We start from the raw sequence: 18,521 nt of genomic DNA, 5'->3' as shown, positions 1-18,521 counted from the left end.
GGTGAAAACATGATCAGCGAATGGGTTGTATCAATATTATTGTTATTTGGTGGTACGTTTATTTTAATTGGCTCAATAGGCTTAGTTAAACTACCTGACTTTTTTATGCGTTTGCATGGGCCAACTAAAGCAACAACGTTGGGCATGGCAAGTATGCTAATTGCAGCTATGGTTTATTTTGCAAATTCAGGGCATGGCCTAAGTGTTAAAGAAATACTCATTACTATATTTTTACTAATTACGGCACCGATTAGTGGTTACATGCTAATAAAGTCAGCTATTCATCATAAGCTAAAAGCCAAAGAAGGCACTAAAGGCCTAGATAATGTAGAAGACGATTAACATAAAAATATATTTATAAAAGGCCGAATAAATTCATTTTATTCGGCCTTTTTAGTGACTGCTTGTACCCTTTACAAGACTAATTAATAATGTAACTATAAAACGATTATTTATATGAAAGGATATTATTATGGGTAAGGTACTACTTTTATCATTACTGATTTTTTCTAGTAGTTTGTATGCTGAACAAAATACTAAGCAGCAAAAAATAGATGAACTTATTAGTGTAATGAATTTAGATTCAATGGTTGATTCTATGTACGGCCAGGTTGAAGGCATGATGAAAGGCATGTCAGACCAAATGGGCGTTAAGCCTTCTGAACAGGCAATTTTTGATAAATACTACAGCGACATGACGACGGTATTAAAAACCGAAATGAGCTGGGCCAAAATGCAGCCGATGATGATTAGCGTGTACGACAAACATTTTAGTGAGCAAGAAATTGCCGATATGTTAGCGTTTTATAAAACAGATACAGGGCAAAAAATACTTGAAAAAATGCCTGTTGTAATGCAAGAGTCTATGCAAATGTCACAAAGCTTAATGAAAGATGCTATGCCTAAAATACAAACTTTAGCGCAGCAACTAAGCGACGAATTAGAGCAAAGCCGTAGCGAATCAAACTAGGGCTGCGCATGTTTGGTATTTATGCTGCGTTATCGCCTATTTATGGGGAATAACCACACTACATAGGCTCTGCCTTGCCTAAAGACCAAACAGTCTGCTGTAAATTAAACCACCAATGATCAACACGCCCTTAGATTAATACGCGCCTTACTTAGGCGCTTCTCTCCTAAATTACCCCCCTCCAGATAATACACGGCCGATATCAGCTTAAGTTAATTATGTTTGTGTCACTATACCAATAACCAACAATACTTAATCAATTTGAGGGATTAAATTCGGCGTTAACTGCGTTAAACATTTTGATATACGACTGCATGGATGCAGAGGCAATTAGTGATAACAACTAAATAACGAAACCTTTGCCTTGTTATCAACACTATTTTCTTGTCTTAAATAGGTTACTTAATTAAGCGAATTGGTATTATTTTATTAGTTTTAAAATAGTCATTGACCTATGTGTTGCACCTAGGTTTATTATGAAGCTACTGAAACACGACGGAGCTAAATTATGTATGTTAAACAACTCGCCAAGTTAATGGGCGTGACTGCCGATACTGTTCGTCATTACACACGTGTTGGGTTACTTAACCCAATACGCAGTGAAGAAAATGGCTATCAAGAGTATACAAAGCAAGACCAGCAGCGTTTAAAGTTTATTATTAGCTCTCGTCAACTTGGTTTTTCACTCAAAGATATTCAACACATTATAGGCGAGTCAGAGCAGGGGAATTGTCCTTGTCCGTTAACGCGTAAACTCATTACTAAACGCCTAGAAGAAACCGAAGCACTATTTCAAGAAACATTAAAATTACGAAACAGAATGCATGCAGCTCTGGCGCAATGGGATACATCAGCCGATGGTGCAAATGCCAGTGACGTGTGTAGTTTAATAGAATCATTTGTTGATCCAATAAACGATTCTGCAAATAAGGAGCAGCGTAATGACGACTAATACAAAAGACACCGCGCAAAACTTTATTATTGAAGGTGCTAATTGCGGCAGTTGTGTGGCTAAAATTGAAAAAGCCCTTAATAGCGTGCAAGGTGCGCAAAATGTAGAAATGAACTTTGCTGAGCGTACAGTACGTGTAGAAGGTAAAGCTTGCGAAAGCACGCTTATTAAAGCAGTCGAAAACATTGGTTATTCAGCTAAGCCAATGAGTAACGAGTCTGATCAAGATGCACTTGATGAAAAAGCAAAGTCGGACGAGGCACATTACAAAAAGCTAATGCGTAATATGATATTAGCGTTAGGGGTCGGTGCACCGTTAATGATATACGGGCTTATTTTTGACATGAGTGTGACCACCGACACACAACGAATAGCATGGTTTTTAGTGGGTATAGTCACGCTTGTGGTTATGGCTATATCAGGTAAACAATTTTACAACGGTGCATGGCAGGCATTCAAAAACCATGCTGCCAATATGGATACATTAATAGCGCTTGGTACAGGTACTGCGTGGTTGTATTCAATGTTTGTGGTAATAGCACCAAACTTATTACCACAAGTCGCAAGACACGTATATTTTGAAGCATCATCGATGATCATCGGTTTAATTAGTTTAGGGCTCGCTTTTGAAGTAAAAGCACGTGGGCGCACCTCACAAGCAATTAAACGCTTAATTGGCCTGCAACCAAAAACTGCACGCGTAATTCGCGATGGGCAAGAGCAAGACATCGACATTAGTGATGTGGTAAAAAATGATGAAGTACGCGTACGCCCGGGTGAAAAAATCCCTGTGGATGGCGATGTTATTGAAGGCAGCAGTACGGTTGATGAGTCAATGCTTACTGGTGAGCCAATGGCTGTAAGCAAAAAAACGGGCGACAAAGTCGTTGCCGGAAGTATTAATAAAAGTGGCACTTTATTATTTAAAGCCACGCACATTGGTAGCGAAACCACACTGGCTAATATTATCAATATGGTAAAACGTGCACAAAACTCTAAGCCATCAATAGGGCGCTTAGCTGATGTTATATCAGGAATATTTGTACCAACAGTCATGATTATTGCAGTACTTGCGGGTCTTGCATGGTTAAACTTTGGACCTGAGCCATCAATTGCTTATGCCGTTGTTGCAATAACCACCGTACTTATTATTGCTTGTCCTTGTGCGCTAGGACTCGCAACCCCTATGTCGGTTATGGTGGGTATTGGTAAAGCTGCAGAGTCAGGAATATTAATTCGAAATGGTGAGTCGCTGCAAACAACATCTAAAATCACCACCATGATTTTAGATAAAACAGGCACTATTACTCAAGGCACACCGCAAGTTACCGATGTAGTTACGTTTAACAACAGTGATGAAAATACAGTAATGCAACGTGTTGCAAGCCTTGAAAGTAGCTCAGAGCATCCATTGGCAGAAGCAATTACGGCACACGCTAAAAAGCAGGGGTTAACTTTAAGTAAAGTAGCCGACTTTAACGCAATTACAGGTAAAGGTGTAACCGGCAGTGTTGACGGGCAAACATTGTTGTTTGGTAATAAAGCGCTAATGGATAAATACGATGTAGCCGTTGATGATGCAACCGAGCAAGCTCAAACACTTGCCGGTGATGCTAAAACGCCCATGTATTTTGCAAGTAATAATAAGCTCCAAGCTATTATTGCGGTAGCAGATCCTATTAAAGAGGATTCAGTTGAAGCTATTAAACGCCTGCAAGATAAAGGTATCCACCTAGTTATGCTAACAGGTGACAACAAAGCCACTGCACAAGCCGTTGCTAAGCAAGTTGGTATTGATGACTTTATTGCAGAAGTAATGCCCGATGATAAAGTAAACGAAGTAACAAAACGTCAAGCAAACGGTGAAATAGTGGGTATGACAGGTGACGGTATTAACGATGCCCCCGCACTTGCGCAAGCCGATGTAGGGTTTGCAATTGGCACAGGTACCGATGTTGCAATAGAAAGTGCAGACATTACCTTAATGCGTGGTTCGTTACATGGCCTTGCTGATGCAATTGCAGTGAGTAGTGCAACTATTTCAAATATTAAACAGAACCTATTTGGTGCCTTTATTTATAACGTGGCGGGTATTCCGATTGCAGCCGGCGTGTTGTATCCATTTTTTGGAATACTACTTAACCCTGTTGTTGCAGGTGCAGCTATGGCACTTTCATCGCTTACAGTGGTAAGTAACGCTAATCGCTTACGTTTTTTCAAACCAAATAAATCGTAATTTAAGCTAAGGAGTACATTATGTTGATGATTAATATAGGTGGTGCACTGTTAATAGCCGCAATTATTTATTGGTTTTGGCTATACAAACCAGAGCAAACACAAAGTGATGACAACAAAGTAACGATAGTCGTTGATAACGGTGTTTATAAGCCAGGACACATTAAAGTGGCAGCCAACAAAGAGGTTGTACTTACCTTTGATAGAAAAGACAGCGCGCCGTGCGCCGAAACCGTGGTATTTCCACAGCTTGATATAAGTAAAACGCTGGCAATGGGTGATGGCAATACAGTTAAACTACCTGCGCTTGAAGCCGGTGAGTATGACTTTCATTGCCAGATGCAAATGTACAAAGGCAAGCTAGTTGCGCAGTAACCTGAACTAAGTAGGTGTTGGGGTCGTATAGTTGCCTTATATAAGTTATGAGTAGGAGTGGTTACATTAAATGAATAAATTAAACCCTAAAAAATTATTGAATAGTAAATGGACCGCAACACCTTCTATAAATAAAGAAAAACACTTCATTATTGTTGAGGTGGAATTTGATGAAGATGGCAACGTAATTGAATGTATTACCGAGGCTGTTATGTCAAAAAATCAATATCCAATTAGTTGGCGAGATTTAAAAGATAACCAAAAGTGGCTGCAAGGGTGGAAGTAGTTTAAATCTACATAATTTACCTCACTCCAATAGCGGCACATTTGCAGATAGCTGGCACACGATGTAGGTTTGCTTAACTCAAGCGAACCTATATTTTACGGCGCATTAAGTTATGAACTCAATGCTATAACTTAGCTCATATATCACATTCTTCCTGAGTAATTCGCCATTTGGCAACAAAACAGTTAATTTCAAAATATCCTTCCAAAATTTTTATAATAAATCTCAAAAATAATGTAACTGACTAATTATAAATGAATTAATTTTTTAATAGCCTCGAATAAATCCTATGTTACTTCCATGTTCATATTCAGTTTATTTTGAAGACTAACCCAAACGCCCCCCTTATTGGCTTTTTAACAAAAGTGTGTCTTTTTAACCAAGCTTAACTAATTGATTTATATCGGTTTATTGTTTTTAGGTAAATGGCTGTTGCTAAATAGCAACAATAACACCTCCCCAAATTAAGCTTCTTTCGTTTTATATCGTTTAACTCATTGTTTTCAAATAATAAATAAAAAGTGGCACCGAAGTTGTAATACCTAGAGTGTATTAAGCAAAACGTGATGAAAGCCAAAGGCCTTAATCGCAACAACCCAATGAAGGAATACTATTATGAAAACATTTCAATCAACACTAGTACTAATGGCGCTAGCTTCTTCATCAGCGGCTTTTGCAGCAACAGATTTTGATACGCTAGACGTAGATGGTAATGGCGCAATCAGCCAAGCCGAAGCTTCAGTAGATGCTGAGCTTTTAAGCAAATTTGAAGAACTCGATACAAACCAAGATGGTGAGCTATCTGAAGATGAGTTTTCTAAGGCCTAAAATTAAAGCCTTAATCAGTTAATGCTCTGTAATGTTATCGAAATTCTGAGTTGCCAAAGACAACCTAAGTAGGCAAGGGAGCCTACTAAAAAGAATAACCAGGAAGTGGCTAGAGAGCACTATAGAGCAAATTTATTTAGGACACCGCATACTTTTGAAGGATTAAATTATGAAAAAGCTACAATCAACATTTGTACTTATGGCTATTGTTTCTTCGTCAGTAGTATTTGCAAACACAGACTTTGAAACACTCGATGCAGACGACAACGCTTCAATTAGCCAAACTGAAGAATCGGCGCAAGTGATAGAGCAATTTGACGAGCTGAATGCTCAAAGTAGCGGTGGTCCGACAGAAAATGATTTTTTTGAATATTAATTTATAGACACTTTACTCCTAAAGGATCTTTGAAAAGGACTTCTTACCTCTAATCAGGTCACCCCTAATCAGGCTCAAAGCCTAAGGAAACGATTATGAAAACATTACACAAAACTCTAGCTCTTGTAGCCCTAGCTTCTTCTTCAGCGGCGTTTGCTGCGGTAGATTTTGATTCTTTTGATACAGATGGCGACGGCGTAATTAGTAAAACAGAAGCCCAAGTTAACTCGCAACTAGTACAGCTTTTTGATCAATTAGATGCAGATGGAAATGGCGAGTTATCTAAAGAAGAGTTTTCGAAGGTTCAGTAACAGGCTTTATATTTAAGTTAGTCGTAAAGCCTTACCAGTCATACTCACAAAGCAGCTAAGTAATTAATACTTAGCTGCTTTTTTGTGCATTTAATTTAATATATTACTATTTAGTCACCAAAGTAGTGCAAAAGTTGAGTTTGAATATAATCAAGTTGCTGATTATTAAGTTATTTTATTGTTGGTTTTAAACTTGCAAATCTATTTATAACTTAGGTCAATGAGTATTTAAAATGGCGCGAATGAGTTATATCAGTAGTGTTGAGCGCTACCACGAATATGAGCATGTAATACACAGCTTACTTGAATCTATTTTGATGAGTATTGAGGATGGGTTAACTAAAGAGCGTGATACCCGCTACCTGATTAAGCAGTACCCATTTTTAGAATTACAATATTGTTTAAATGCAGAAGGTTTGCAGCAGGGTAATAATGTCTGCTTTAAACGGGCATATAGCAAAAAACTAGGTGAAAGTGGTAATCAACAAGATTTAAGCGAGCGACCCTATTTTTTGAACGCTAAAACAAGTGATAGAGTGTGCTTTACTGATCCCTACATTTCTATAGCGACTAACCATTTATGTATATCGGCGATTAAAGAACTAAAAAAACCAATTAATAATCAACATTACTTGGTCGTTGATGTGAGCTTAACGCAGCTTATTGAGTTTGTAATGGGTGATACTGCGCGCGCTAATATGTCGCCTTACTTTAAAGCGGGTTACGGTATTATTGTTGCGTGCTTATTTTGCTTAGTATTATTTTTACTGAATATCGTTTTTAATGATATATACGCGCTATTAACCCATGTAGATACCTCATCAGACCCACTTGAACCCTTTAGTATCATTATTTACATCACCCTAGCATTAGCAGTATTCGATTTAGGTAAAACAATACTCGAAGAAGAAATCCTTATGCATAAGGATATTTTTAGGCACTCATCTACGCGGCGCACTATTACACGGTTTATATCTACCGTGTTAATTGCTATATCAATTGAGGCGTTGTTAACTATGTTTAAAGCGGCGTTGGGGCAATCGGAGTATTTAATGCCTGCAATAGCGATGATGCTTGCAGTAGTGGGGCTTTTAATTGCACTAGCTATTTATGTTTATTTAGGAGCAAAGGCCGAAACGCTATTAATGCGGGCTCGTTTAAAACAAAAATCCTCCAAGTAGGAGGATTTTTATATTACATAACTATTAATAGTTATTTATTGTTTATCTTGCGCGCGTTTGGCTTTAAAGTCAGACTCGCTCGTCCACTTTGGCCAATCGCCATTGTTTGCAAGTTGAGTGGCTATATCAACAATAAGATCTATATCTTGCTTAACACCACCTAACGACCAATCAGCAGAGTAGTCGTCTGCTTCTTTATGGTACTTATGCGCAATGTACTCAGGATCGGTATCGCCCAGGCTCATAAATAATAAACTAGGCACGCCTTGCTTAGAAAGTGAGAAATGATCAGATCTAAAAAATAAGCCATTTTGCGGACGAGGATCCATTTTAACAACACGGCCTTGTGATTTTGCAGCCTTTGCTAAATAGTTTTCCATTGTCGATAAATCTTTACCGTATTGTAAAATGTAGTCAGTGCCATCAAGCACGTTCATGCCATCAATATTTAATAGACCGACCATTTTTTTTGTAGGTACAACCGCACCCGATGCAAATTCTTCAGAACCAATTAACCCCGTTTCTTCTGCTGTAAAGTTAGCAAAAATAATTGAGCGTTTAAATGGTTTTTGCTTGTTCATTTTGCTCATGATGCGTGCTATTTCAAGCGTGGCTGCAGTGCCTGAAGCGTTATCTACTGCGCCGTTATAAATCTTAGGGCCAGTATCCGTTTGTTTAGTACCAAAGTGGTCCCAGTGAGCGCTAATAACAACGTATTCGTCAGGTGATTCGCTACCTGTAATTTGTGCAACTACGTTATGCGATTTTGCATGAGATACTTCGTTTTTAAAGGCAAGATTTGCTTTTAAGTTAAGTGGCGTCGCTTTAAAGTCATCATTTAATGCTGCTTGTTTTAAATCTTGATAGTTTAGCTTTGCGGCGTTAAACATTTTCTCAGTCGCATCAAGTGTTAGCCAGCCCATAACCGGTAATTTAGACGCGTTTAAATTGTTATCCATTAACGTGTATTTGGTGCCGGTGTTTGAACTTTCAACTACGCCCCAAGGGTATGCTGCAGGTGCGGTTTCATGAACAATAAATACAGCCTTTGCACCTTGGCGGGCGGCTTCTTCATATTTATAAGTCCAGCGACCGTAGTAGGTCATTGCATTACCAGTAAAAAGGGCATCGTTTTGAGTAGCAAAGCCTGGGTCGTTAACTAGCACAACCACTGTTTTACCTGTTACATCAATATTTTTATAGTCATTCCAGTTATATTCTGGCGCATTAATACCGTAGCCCGCAAATACAACGTCAGAGCTTCTTACATCAATTAATGGCTGAAGTTGCTCGGTACGTGCGGTAAAGTCTTTACCTGATTCAAAGCTCAAATCACCTACCTTTAACTGCATATCCTGATTAGCTGTCACCATTGCCATTTTTACAGGCTGTAAGTATTTGCCTTTATAAGCGCCGGTTAAACCCAGCGCTTTATATTGCTCGCTTAAGTAGCCTACAGTTTTCACTTCACCATGAGTAAGCGGGCCTCGGCCTTGAAAGTCATCAGAGGCTAGCGTTTTAATATGCTGTTTAATATTGCTAAGGCTTACACCGGCTGTATTTTCTAATGGGGTTTGTTCGCTTGCAGGCTCTGAGCAGCCAAAGAGTGCAACTAGCAGGCTTAGGCTAGCGCTTTTTAAAAGAGTAGATGCCATAGTCTTCATATTGTTATTTAATTAGGCTTTCAATATAAAGGAAGCACCGCAGCGATGTCGAATTTTTATAGAGAACTTTTCATTCAATTGCAGATTGATTTTATAAGGTGTATAAATAACGAACAACCTAAAGGAGCACATAATGAGCCAATGTAAAAAAAGTGGGTATTTATTTATAGCTAGTGGCATTGCATTTTTTGCTGCTGCAATATTAGCTGAGCAGGAGACATTTTTTGTGCTGTCTGCTTCTTTTATAATATTGGGCACTATAAGTATAAAAAAAGCGGCTTAATAACCGCTTAGTTTTTTTAGCTAAATATAAAGCTTAAATACAATACTTGGCACTAAAAGCAAAAAACCAGCATTAGCTGGTTTTTTAGTATAAGTTGCAGTTAGCTTTATGCGTCTGCAAGCTTTACGCGGATCTTACTTTTATCAACAGTAGATTGGTTAAGTGCTTTAATGGCGCTTTTACTTTCTATGTCGTTTGGCATTTCTAAAAAGGCAAAGCCTTTAGATTGGCCAGTTTCTTTATCAAGTACCAAGTTGCAGGTAGTCACTTTACCGTGCTCTGCAAATAAAGTACGAAGCTCATGCTCAGTGGTAGCACGAGACAAGTTACGAACTAATAGTTTCATAATGAACCTAAATAATTATGTCAGTACTAATTATCTCAAGTAACTCAGCTTTAACCTAATTTTATTTTAAAACATATATAAATAAACGTTCTATAGGAATAATTGTTTGTATCACACTGAAAAAACATAGCTTTTATAATTTTAAATGGATTGCCATTAAATTGGTCATGTTAATTGGTAATTGAGTTGTGGTTATTTGCATAGTTAATTGGTAAGTTTATGTTTTATTAACTTACTATTAACTATAAAGCTAACAATGCCTAAATATAATCTTAAACTGCGTAATGTAATTACAACCGCACTTCTATCTTGTTTAGTTGTTGGTTGTGGCAGCTCTGGCTCTGATTCTACGGTGCAAAATAATGAAGCGATTACTTTAAAAACTCCAGCAATAATTGGTGGTAATAGCCGAGGCGAAGTTATTAGTGATAGTAATGATGCAATAACAGGCTCATTAACCATTACTGATCAACAATCCGGTGAGGCTGCTTTTATAGCACAAGAAAATAGCGCTACAAGCTATGGTTTTTTTAGCTTAAATGCTGGTGGATATTGGTCATACACACTTGATGATTTAAATGCTTCAATAACATCTTTAAGGGAAGATGAAACACTGCAAGACACAATAACAGTAAACTCTTTAGATGGTACTGGCGCACAAATTATCATAACAATTGTTGGTGCACCAATAACTCAAGCTGATGGCTTTGAGAACATCTCGCACGTGTTATTGCAATCAGATGGCGTAGCTTCGGGACTTGACGCATACACACTTATTGAAAATATATTCGGCGAAGGGTCAATTGAATCTCCAGACTTATACGCTGGCAATCATGAAAGTGTTGTCCATATTATCGAAGGTACCGATACGATAATTGGTAACCATTTTGTATTTTTAGCCCACCGAGATGATGACCAAGATAAAGACAAAGGTGCAAGTGACAGGCAACGCAACGAAATAAAAACCTACGATAAATCACCGCAAGAAACACTGGCGTTTGAGGGGGAGACATTTCAATACAGCTGGAAATTTAAAGTAAGTAGCGAGCTTGAGCTTACGAGTAAGTTTAGCCATTTTTTTCAAATAAAAGCCCGTAACGAAAGTAACGACAACACCAATGGTAATGACGATCAGCCTATTATCACTCTCTCAGGTGCACAAAAAAACAGTACAGGCAATCAACTGCAAGTGCGGTATAGCGCAGGCTTTGACGAAAACGGTAACAGCACGGGTCTTGATAAAAACTTAATTGAAACCGACTGGTCTTTAATTACAGATGAATGGGTCGAGGTATTTGTACAAGCTACATTTAGTGAAAGTGGTAAGCTTGATATGACATTAACGCGCTTAAGCGACAACGCAGAGATATTTAATATAAGCGAGCAAAACATAGATATGTGGCGCGGCTTTAATGATGATGATTTTGCTCGTCCTAAGTGGGGAATATACCGCTCAATTGTTGAAACCGACAGCCTTCGAGTTGATGAAGAACGTGTTAGGTTTGCTGATTTTTCTATCACAAGAGGTAAGTTAGCGCAGTAAGCTATTTTATCAATTAGCATGAAAAAGCCGTTAATAATTATGCATTATTAACGGCTTTTTTTATTCTTTGATAAAAATAGTTATTTTACTTCTTTGCCCGCTGCTTGTTGATCAGCATGATAGCTTGAGCGTACAAACGGACCTGAAGCCGCGTGAGTAAAGCCAATTTCGTCTGCATACGCTTTTAAGCCGTCAAACTCTACTGGTGGCACGTAGCGTTTAACCGGTAAGTGATGCTTAGATGGTTGTAGATATTGGCCTACAGTTAGCATGTCAACGTTGTGTGCACGTAAATCGCGAAGCACTTCTTCAATTTCGCTAATTTCTTCACCTAAACCTACCATTAAGCCTGATTTAGTTTTAACTTCTGGGTGAGCTTCTTTAAAGCGGCGAAGTAATTCTAATGACCATTTGTAGTCAGCACCTGGGCGAGCTAGTTTGTATAAACGTGGCGCAGTTTCAAGATTGTGGTTAAACACATCTGGTGGTGTCTCGATTAATATCTCTAATGCGCGGTCCATACGACCACGAAAATCAGGTACTAAAATTTCGATAGTGATAGTTGGATTATGTTTACGAATCTCGCGAATACAATCGGCAAAATGCTGTGCACCACCATCACGTAAATCATCACGATCAACTGAAGTGATTACAACGTAGCTTAGCTTCATATCTTTAATAGTAAGTGCTAGCTTTTCAGGTTCAGTGGCATCAGGTTTTAATGGGCGACCATGGGCAACATCACAAAATGGGCAACGACGAGTACAAATAGCACCTAAAATCATAAAGGTAGCTGTACCGTGGTTAAAACATTCAGATAGGTTAGGGCACGAAGCCTCTTCACATACCGAGTGTAAGCCATGCTTACGTAGCGCTTTTTTAATGCCGTCAATGCGATCGGTTGATTTAGGTAAGCGAATTTTTAACCATTCTGGCTTACGCAACATTTCAGTTTTTTCTGTAGGTAAAACTTTTACTGGGATCAACGCCATTTTTTCTGCGTCGCGTAGTTTTACACCTGGTTCCATTTTGACTGGTTTATTCATTCGTTTTCAAACCCTTCAGTATGCTTAACCTGTGTTGCATTAAGCTTCTTGATCATGTGTTTCACCAATCCTTCACCTGCACTTTCTAGGTTTTGAGGACCATCTAATTCTTTAGTTTGCACCATATTCATGCCCGCATAACCACATGGGTTAATGCGTAAAAATGGACTTAGGTCCATGTTAACATTTAATGCTAAGCCATGAAACGAGCAACCACGACGAACCCTTAACCCAAGGGATGCAATTTTGCTGTCGTTAACGTAAACACCGGGTGCATCAGCTTTAGCATAAGCTTCAATACCATACTCGGCGAGTGATTCAATAATGCACTCTTCAAGCCATGTAACCAGTTCACGTACACCAATCTTTAAACGACGCAGATTAAATAATACATACATCATTTGCTGGCCAGGGCCGTGATAAGTTACTTGTCCGCCACGGTCAACTTTAATCACCTCAATGTCGCCAGGAGCTAGTAAGTGTTCGTCCTTACCAGCCTGACCTTGGGTGAATACACTCTCGTGCTCTACAAGCCAAATTTCATCTGGCGTATTTTCATCACGGGTGTCGGTAAAGTCCTGCATTTTTTGCCAAATTGGCATATAACGCTGACGACCCAGTTGGCGTACGATCAAAGTGTTTTCGTTCACAACAAATCTCAACTATGGCTTAAAGCATGTGGCGTACGTCATCAATATTGCTGATCACGTTGTAAATTTCTTCAATGTGTTTGCCACTAGTAACCGTTGCTACAAGGCTTACTGACTCGTAATTACCTTTGCTGCTTGGTTTTACTTTAGGGGCGTAATCGCCAGGTGCTATTGGTTGTAACTTAGCTAAAATTTGATCAGTTAAGTTTACATTAGCTAAACCCATTATTCTGAATGTAAATGGGCAAGGGTACTCTAGGTACTCATCAAATTTAGTATCTTTAACAGGTTGAACCACGACGGTGACTCCTCATACAAAAGTGTGGACTCTATGCAAGCTCGAAGCTTAATACAGATAGGCAATTAGCAGTCTTGCTTATATGGGGCGCATTCTAACATTTTTCAAGCAAAAAAAAACGCCTCACAGTGGAGACGTTTAAATTAGTTACCCTAGTTAATAGGGGAGCTATAAATTACTGCATGATCTGTAAACGTAAGTAATCATAAATTTTGCTAAAGAAGCTGCCTTCTTCCACTTCTTCAAGTGTTACTAGTGGGTATTGAGCAATATCTTCGCCCTCTAGTTGTAAGAATAACGTGCCTACTTTAGTACCTTTAGCAAGTGGTGCTTCAAGTGTGTTATCTAGCTCAAAGTTAGCTTTAAGGTTTTTATGCTGACCACGTGGGATAGTAATCGGTGTATCTTCTAAAATACCTAAAGATACATTTTCTTTGTTACCCATCCAAATGCGTTGTTCTGCAAAGCTATCGCCTGCTTTGTACGGAGTAATTGTTTCATAAAAACGAAAACCATAGTTAAGTAGTTTTTTACTTTCTACTTTACGAGCTCGTTCGCTGGTAGTACCCATAACAACAGCAATTAAACGCATATCGTTTTTAGTTGCTGAGGTAACTAGGCTGTAGCCAGCTTCTGATGTATGACCAGTTTTAATACCGTCAACATCTAAGCTTTCGTCCCACAATAATGAGTTACGGTTATATTGCTTAATGCCGTTATAAGTAAACGATTTTTGCTTATAAAGTGCATATTCATCTGGCACATCACGAATAAGTGCAGCACCAAGTGTCGCCATATCGCGAGGCGTTGTGAAGTGCTCGTCAGTATCAAGGCCGTGGCTGTTGATAAAGTGGCTGTTGCTCATACCTAATTTAGCAGCGTGGGCATTCATTAAATCAGCAAATGCGCTTTCGCTTCCAGCAATATGCTCAGCCATTGCAACACATGCATCATTACCTGATTGGATAATAATACCGTGGTTAAGCTGATCAACACTAATTTGCTTACCTACTTCAATAAACATCTTTGAAGATTCTGGGAAGTTTTTAGCCCATGCTTTTTCGCTTACCGTTACCATATCGGTAGTGGCAATATTACCTGCTTTAATTTCAGTACCAATTACATAACTGGTCATCATTTTAGTTAAACTTGCAGGTGCTAGCTGTGTATCGGCTTCACCTTCAGCAATAACTTTACCTGTTGTAAAGTCGACTAAAAAATAACCTTTCGCATTAACTTGAGGTGGTGCCGGAATAATTTGGGCGCTGGCTGAAAATACGGCGGCTGTACAAACTAGGCCGCATACACCTTTGAGGATTTTATGTTTAATAGATTTCATCATACTCATTAATGGTTAAAGTTAAAGATTCGCGTTACGCCATTTTATACCCAAACCAGCCCAAGATGCGAGCATCCTGGGGTAGTTTGGGTATTAGTCTTACTGAGTGTAAAGCAAGAACGCGTTTTGAAATTGATTTTGTTTTAATTTTTTTAATACTTCGTCTGCATGAGGTGTGTCTTTTATTGGCCCTAAATGCAGTCTGTAAATGTCGTCTTTTTGAACGATATTTGTTGGTAATTTGTATTGCTCTCGCAATGTGCTGGCAAGCGCTTCAATATTAGCAAGTGTACTACCTGCAGCTACCTGAATATAGGTTTGACGCGCAGTTGCGCCCGCAAGCGTAACGGCTTCTAGCTTAACCTTTGCTGTACCATGGGTGTAATAGCCAAGCTTGTAAGCGGCTGCGTACGAAAGGTCAATTACTCTATCGTCATGAAACGGGCCCCGGTCGTTCACGCGTACGATTACCGACTTACCATTTGCTGTATTGGTTACTTTAACAAAGCTAGGTAGCGGCAGCGTTTTATGCGCTGCGGTCATGGCAAACATATCATACGTTTCACCATTTGAGGTGTGATAACCATGAAACTTACGACCATACCAAGAGGCAATGCCTTCTTCACTAAAGCCTGTTTCATCAAGCATGGGTGAATAACTTTTACCAAGCACTGTATATGGGCGACTAGCGCTGGCGCTTTTAGTTACTTCGGTAACTATAGCGTCTTGCATCTCAAGTGTAGTCGGGGCTCTAAGTGGTGCTGCATCATGGCGCATGCTATAGCGGCTACTAGAGCCGCTACTACATGCATTTAAAAGCAAAATTAATAACGTGGTAAATATAAGCTGATTAGTGTGTCGCATTATTTTAAAAGCATCCTTTTATCTGTCGCGATTGACATAATAATGCCAAATCCTGCCATTAACGTTACCATCGATGTGCCACCATAACTAATCAGTGGTAAAGGTACGCCTACAACAGGTAATAAACCCGATACCATGCCTATGTTTACAAATACGTACACAAAAAAGGTGAGGGTGAGTGCGCCTGCGAGCAATTTACCAAATGCATCTTGTGCATTAACAGCAATGTATAAACCACGGCCAATAATAAATAAATAGAGACTAAGTAAAACACATACGCCAAATAAACCAAATTCTTCGCTTAAAACCGAAAATATAAAGTCGGTGTGGCGCTCTGGCAAAAATTCTAGTTGCGATTGCGTACCAAGCAGCCAGCCTTTACCTTCTATACCGCCTGAGCCAATAGCAATTTTAGATTGAATAATATGATAACCCGAACCGAGCGGATCGCTCTCAGGGTCTAAAAAGGTGAGTACACGCTGCTTTTGATAATCGTGCATACCGTAGTGCCAAAATGGCCATGCGGCAAGCGCTACAATAGAGCTTAAAAAGCCGATTAAACGCCAACTTAATCCAGACAAAAACAAAACAAATATACCTGAACTTGCAATAAGTATAGCGGTACCTAAATCGGGTTGTTCTTTAATTAATAATGTAGGGAGCATTACAATCATAAAGCCAATAATTAAGTGCATTGGCCGAGGAGGTAAGTGGTTACGCCCTATATACCAAGCTACCATCATAGGGACTGCCAGCTTCATTAATTCTGCAGGTTGAAACCGTGTCACCCCTAAATCGAGCCATCGCTGTGCGCCTTTTGAGCTTACGCCAAATAAAAGTACACCCACTAGCATTAATAAACCAACGCAATAAAGTGGGATCACTAAACGCTTTAATGTGGCAGGCGAAAACTGGGCCAAAACAACCATAGCAACAACCGCACCGCCCATACGAGTCATGTGCCTAATCATCATTGAAGAGTCTTGGCCGCTTGCGCTGTAAACAACCATTATGCTACCAGCCATCATTATGAGTAATGCAATAAGCAGTGGTAGGTCTAGATGCATACGCATCCAAATAGAGCGTTTATCGTGCAAAGCGGTCATGGTGTATCGTTCCTTGCAAGATTAACTGGATTAGCTGCAAAGTAGTAATCCATAAGTTGGCGAGCAATTTGAATACCGCCGTGGTTGTTTTCTAATACAACAGAAACCACAATTTTAGGATCGTTGTAAGGTGCAAACCCTACGTAAATTGTGTTGTCACGCTGGCGCTCTTTAAGCGATTCTGCATCGTAGCGTTCACCTTGGGCAATACTAACTACCTGTGCAGTACCCGTTTTACCAGCCGAGTCGTAGTTAGTGCCTTTAAATGCTTTGTGCGCTGTGCCTGATATTTTTTGAACTGTATTATGCATTGCATCTAACGATACCTGCCAATGGCGTGGATCTTTTAAAATAACAGGGGGTTTTTCTTCGTTGTTAATTTGCGTTATGTCGCTATCTTTTTTTATTACTTGCACCAAATGAGGTGGATGATTAATACCACGATTAACTAATATGTTAGTCGCATTTGCAATTTGAATTGGTGTAGCAGTCCAGTAACCTTGACCAATACCTACCGAAATAGTATCACCACGCCACCAAGACTCTTTAAAGCGTCCTTCTTTCCATTCTTTTGAAGGTAGAATAGCAGTAGTTTCTTCATGAATATCAATACCTGACAAATCGCCGTAGCCAAAACGGGCCATAAAATCACTGATTTTAGTAATGCCTAATCGATAAGCCGCATCGTAAAAATAGGTATCGCACGACTCTTCAATCGCCTTGTATACATCCACATGACCATGGCCCCAACGTTTCCAATCTCGCCATTTGTGTTCAACATTTGGAATTTGAAAAAAACCAGGATCCCACATTGATGTTGATTCATTTACTATATTTTCTTCAAGTGCTAATACAGCCATTAAGGGCTTTACCGTAGAGGCAGGCGCATAACGACCTTGCGTAGTACGGTTTATTAACGGACGGTCTTGGTTAAGTAACGCTTTATAGTTTTTGCTGCTAATGCCGTGTACAAATAAATTTGGGTCGTAACTTGGGTTTGAATAAAGTGCCAGCACGCCACCATCTTTTGCATCCATAACTACAACAGCGCCACGCATATCTTTAAGCCCATGCTGTGCAATTTGTTGCAAGCCAATGTCTAAGGTAAGCACTAAATCGCTACCAGGTTGTGGCTGGGTCATGCTTAGAGTGCGAATTACACGGCCACGGTTATTAACTTCTACCCGTTGTGAGCCCACTTTACCGTGCAATGTCTCTTCATAGTATTTTTCTAATCCGAGCTTGCCAATATCATATGTAGCACGGTAATTGGTTGCACGATCTTCTTGTTCTAATTGGTTTAGCTCTTTTCTATTAAGCTTGGCAACATATCCAAGCGCATGCGTTAGCGTGTCACCAAATGGGTAGTAGCGAGCCAGACGTGCCTCAATACTAAAACCAGGGAATTTATGTTGATTAACCGAAAATTTCGCCACTTCAGTTTCGTCTAAGCGGGCTTTTAATACTTGTGATTTAAAACGACGGGTGTGTTTTATATCTTTTAAAAAGTCTTGTTTATCTTGCTCTGTAATCGCAATTATTTTACTTATTTGATCAAGCGATTCGTCAAGGTCATCTACCTCTTCGGGGATGACTTCAAGGTTGTAAACAGGTTTGTTTTCAGCAAGTAGCACACCGTTACGGTCGTAAATTAAACCACGGTTGGGTGCAATAGGAATAACTTTAATGCGGTTATCGTTGGAGCGGGTTTGGTAGTCTTGGTGATCTTCTACCTGAATAGTATAAAGATTAGAAAGCAATACAGCGACTAATCCTAATACAAAAACAAAACCCACGAATGCTCGCCTAGCAAATAAGTTTGCTTCTGCGGAGTGGTCACGAATAGTGGGTCTATGTTTTAGCATGGC

Annotated in this window: 21 protein-coding genes; 12 read left to right on the top strand and 9 right to left on the bottom strand. The window is 39.4% G+C overall.

The features are described from left to right. Positions 1 to 9: 9 nt before the first annotated feature. The 10 genes from I6E72_RS10740 to I6E72_RS10695 all read left to right on the top strand — a co-directional run bounded on the left by I6E72_RS10740 (position 10) and on the right by I6E72_RS10695 (position 7,514). Complete coding sequence (locus I6E72_RS10740) at positions 10 to 342, top strand: Na+/H+ antiporter subunit G (protein WP_007585525.1); 333 nt, start codon at positions 10 to 12, stop codon at positions 340 to 342. A gap of 130 nt (positions 343 to 472) precedes the next feature. Beyond that, entirely contained in the window at positions 473 to 970 is a 498-nt protein-coding gene (locus I6E72_RS10735) for a DUF2059 domain-containing protein (RefSeq protein ID WP_010554687.1), read from the top strand. 508 nt (positions 971 to 1,478) lie between these two features. Further along, complete coding sequence (locus I6E72_RS10730; RefSeq protein WP_010554688.1) at positions 1,479 to 1,922, top strand: MerR family transcriptional regulator; 444 nt, start codon at positions 1,479 to 1,481, stop codon at positions 1,920 to 1,922. Next, a complete protein-coding gene (locus tag I6E72_RS10725; protein WP_197112271.1) occupies positions 1,912 to 4,158 on the top strand; it encodes a heavy metal translocating P-type ATPase in 2,247 nt (748 codons plus the stop codon). The genes I6E72_RS10730 and I6E72_RS10725 overlap by 11 nt, the downstream gene beginning before the upstream one ends. Positions 4,159 to 4,178: 20 nt before the next feature. Further along, the gene (locus I6E72_RS10720) at positions 4,179 to 4,532 is read left to right on the top strand and encodes a cupredoxin domain-containing protein (RefSeq protein ID WP_007378488.1); all 354 of its coding nucleotides are present in this window, start codon (positions 4,179 to 4,181) and stop codon (positions 4,530 to 4,532) included. A 70-nt stretch (positions 4,533 to 4,602) separates the two neighbouring features. Then, entirely contained in the window at positions 4,603 to 4,818 is a 216-nt protein-coding gene (locus tag I6E72_RS10715) for a TIGR02450 family Trp-rich protein (RefSeq protein WP_007585532.1), read from the top strand. Between the two features lie 615 nt (positions 4,819 to 5,433). Further along, positions 5,434 to 5,646: a calmodulin gene (locus I6E72_RS10710; protein WP_007585535.1), complete on the top strand. Its 213-nt coding sequence runs from the start codon at positions 5,434 to 5,436 to the stop codon at positions 5,644 to 5,646. A gap of 169 nt (positions 5,647 to 5,815) precedes the next feature. Continuing rightward, the gene (locus I6E72_RS10705; protein ID WP_197112269.1) at positions 5,816 to 6,022 is read left to right on the top strand and encodes a calmodulin; all 207 of its coding nucleotides are present in this window, start codon (positions 5,816 to 5,818) and stop codon (positions 6,020 to 6,022) included. Between the two features lie 95 nt (positions 6,023 to 6,117). Beyond that, a complete protein-coding gene (locus I6E72_RS10700) occupies positions 6,118 to 6,333 on the top strand; it encodes an EF-hand domain-containing protein (RefSeq protein ID WP_002958509.1) in 216 nt (71 codons plus the stop codon). A gap of 233 nt (positions 6,334 to 6,566) precedes the next feature. Continuing rightward, a complete protein-coding gene (locus I6E72_RS10695) occupies positions 6,567 to 7,514 on the top strand; it encodes a PDC sensor domain-containing protein (RefSeq protein ID WP_024591129.1) in 948 nt (315 codons plus the stop codon). Positions 7,515 to 7,549: 35 nt separating this feature from the next. On the opposite strand, the gene I6E72_RS10690 is transcribed toward I6E72_RS10695, so the two are convergent. Next, positions 7,550 to 9,169 (bottom strand): M28 family metallopeptidase, encoded by a 1,620-nt coding sequence (locus tag I6E72_RS10690; protein WP_197112267.1) that lies wholly within the window; start codon positions 9,167 to 9,169, stop codon positions 7,550 to 7,552. Positions 9,170 to 9,311: 142 nt separating this feature from the next. Here I6E72_RS10690 and I6E72_RS10685 point away from each other — a divergent pair, with 142 nt between their 5' ends. Further along, positions 9,312 to 9,461: a hypothetical protein gene (locus I6E72_RS10685; RefSeq protein ID WP_007585545.1), complete on the top strand. Its 150-nt coding sequence runs from the start codon at positions 9,312 to 9,314 to the stop codon at positions 9,459 to 9,461. Between the two features lie 106 nt (positions 9,462 to 9,567). On the opposite strand, the gene I6E72_RS10680 is transcribed toward I6E72_RS10685, so the two are convergent. After that, complete coding sequence (locus tag I6E72_RS10680; RefSeq protein WP_007585551.1) at positions 9,568 to 9,807, bottom strand: RNA recognition motif domain-containing protein; 240 nt, start codon at positions 9,805 to 9,807, stop codon at positions 9,568 to 9,570. A gap of 256 nt (positions 9,808 to 10,063) precedes the next feature. On the opposite strand from I6E72_RS10680, the gene I6E72_RS10675 reads away from it, so the two are divergent. Continuing rightward, positions 10,064 to 11,350: a VCBS domain-containing protein gene (locus I6E72_RS10675; RefSeq protein WP_197112265.1), complete on the top strand. Its 1,287-nt coding sequence runs from the start codon at positions 10,064 to 10,066 to the stop codon at positions 11,348 to 11,350. 80 nt (positions 11,351 to 11,430) lie between these two features. On the opposite strand, the gene lipA is transcribed toward I6E72_RS10675, so the two are convergent. From lipA to mrdA, 7 genes are all read right to left on the bottom strand, one after another. Continuing rightward, the gene (gene lipA, locus I6E72_RS10670) at positions 11,431 to 12,396 is read right to left on the bottom strand and encodes a lipoyl synthase (RefSeq protein WP_002958515.1); all 966 of its coding nucleotides are present in this window, start codon (positions 12,394 to 12,396) and stop codon (positions 11,431 to 11,433) included. Next, a complete protein-coding gene (gene lipB / locus I6E72_RS10665; protein ID WP_010554695.1) occupies positions 12,393 to 13,046 on the bottom strand; it encodes a lipoyl(octanoyl) transferase LipB in 654 nt (217 codons plus the stop codon). Before lipB ends, lipA begins: the two co-directional genes overlap by 4 nt. 19 nt (positions 13,047 to 13,065) lie before the next feature. Then, positions 13,066 to 13,344, bottom strand: a complete 279-nt coding sequence (gene ybeD, locus I6E72_RS10660; protein WP_002958517.1) for a DUF493 family protein YbeD — start codon at positions 13,342 to 13,344, stop codon at positions 13,066 to 13,068. A 175-nt stretch (positions 13,345 to 13,519) separates the two neighbouring features. Further along, positions 13,520 to 14,683, bottom strand: a complete 1,164-nt coding sequence (locus tag I6E72_RS10655) for a serine hydrolase (protein WP_010554697.1) — start codon at positions 14,681 to 14,683, stop codon at positions 13,520 to 13,522. A 99-nt stretch (positions 14,684 to 14,782) separates the two neighbouring features. Continuing rightward, on the bottom strand, positions 14,783 to 15,547 hold the full coding sequence (locus tag I6E72_RS10650) for a septal ring lytic transglycosylase RlpA family protein (protein WP_197112263.1): 765 nt from the start codon (positions 15,545 to 15,547) through the stop codon (positions 14,783 to 14,785). Beyond that, complete coding sequence (rodA, locus tag I6E72_RS10645; RefSeq protein ID WP_007585558.1) at positions 15,547 to 16,653, bottom strand: rod shape-determining protein RodA; 1,107 nt, start codon at positions 16,651 to 16,653, stop codon at positions 15,547 to 15,549. Before rodA ends, I6E72_RS10650 begins: the two co-directional genes overlap by 1 nt. Continuing rightward, entirely contained in the window at positions 16,650 to 18,518 is a 1,869-nt protein-coding gene (gene mrdA, locus I6E72_RS10640; protein WP_033012431.1) for a penicillin-binding protein 2, read from the bottom strand. The genes rodA and mrdA overlap by 4 nt, the downstream gene beginning before the upstream one ends. Positions 18,519 to 18,521 lie beyond the last annotated feature (3 nt).

Origin of the sequence: Pseudoalteromonas sp. NSLLW24 (assembly GCF_015864725.1) — a bacterium.
In the GTDB taxonomy this organism is placed as follows: domain Bacteria; phylum Pseudomonadota; class Gammaproteobacteria; order Enterobacterales; family Alteromonadaceae; genus Pseudoalteromonas; species Pseudoalteromonas arctica.
The sequence above is the reverse complement of the archived record's forward strand: the minus strand, read 5'-3'. Positions and strand labels throughout refer to the sequence as shown.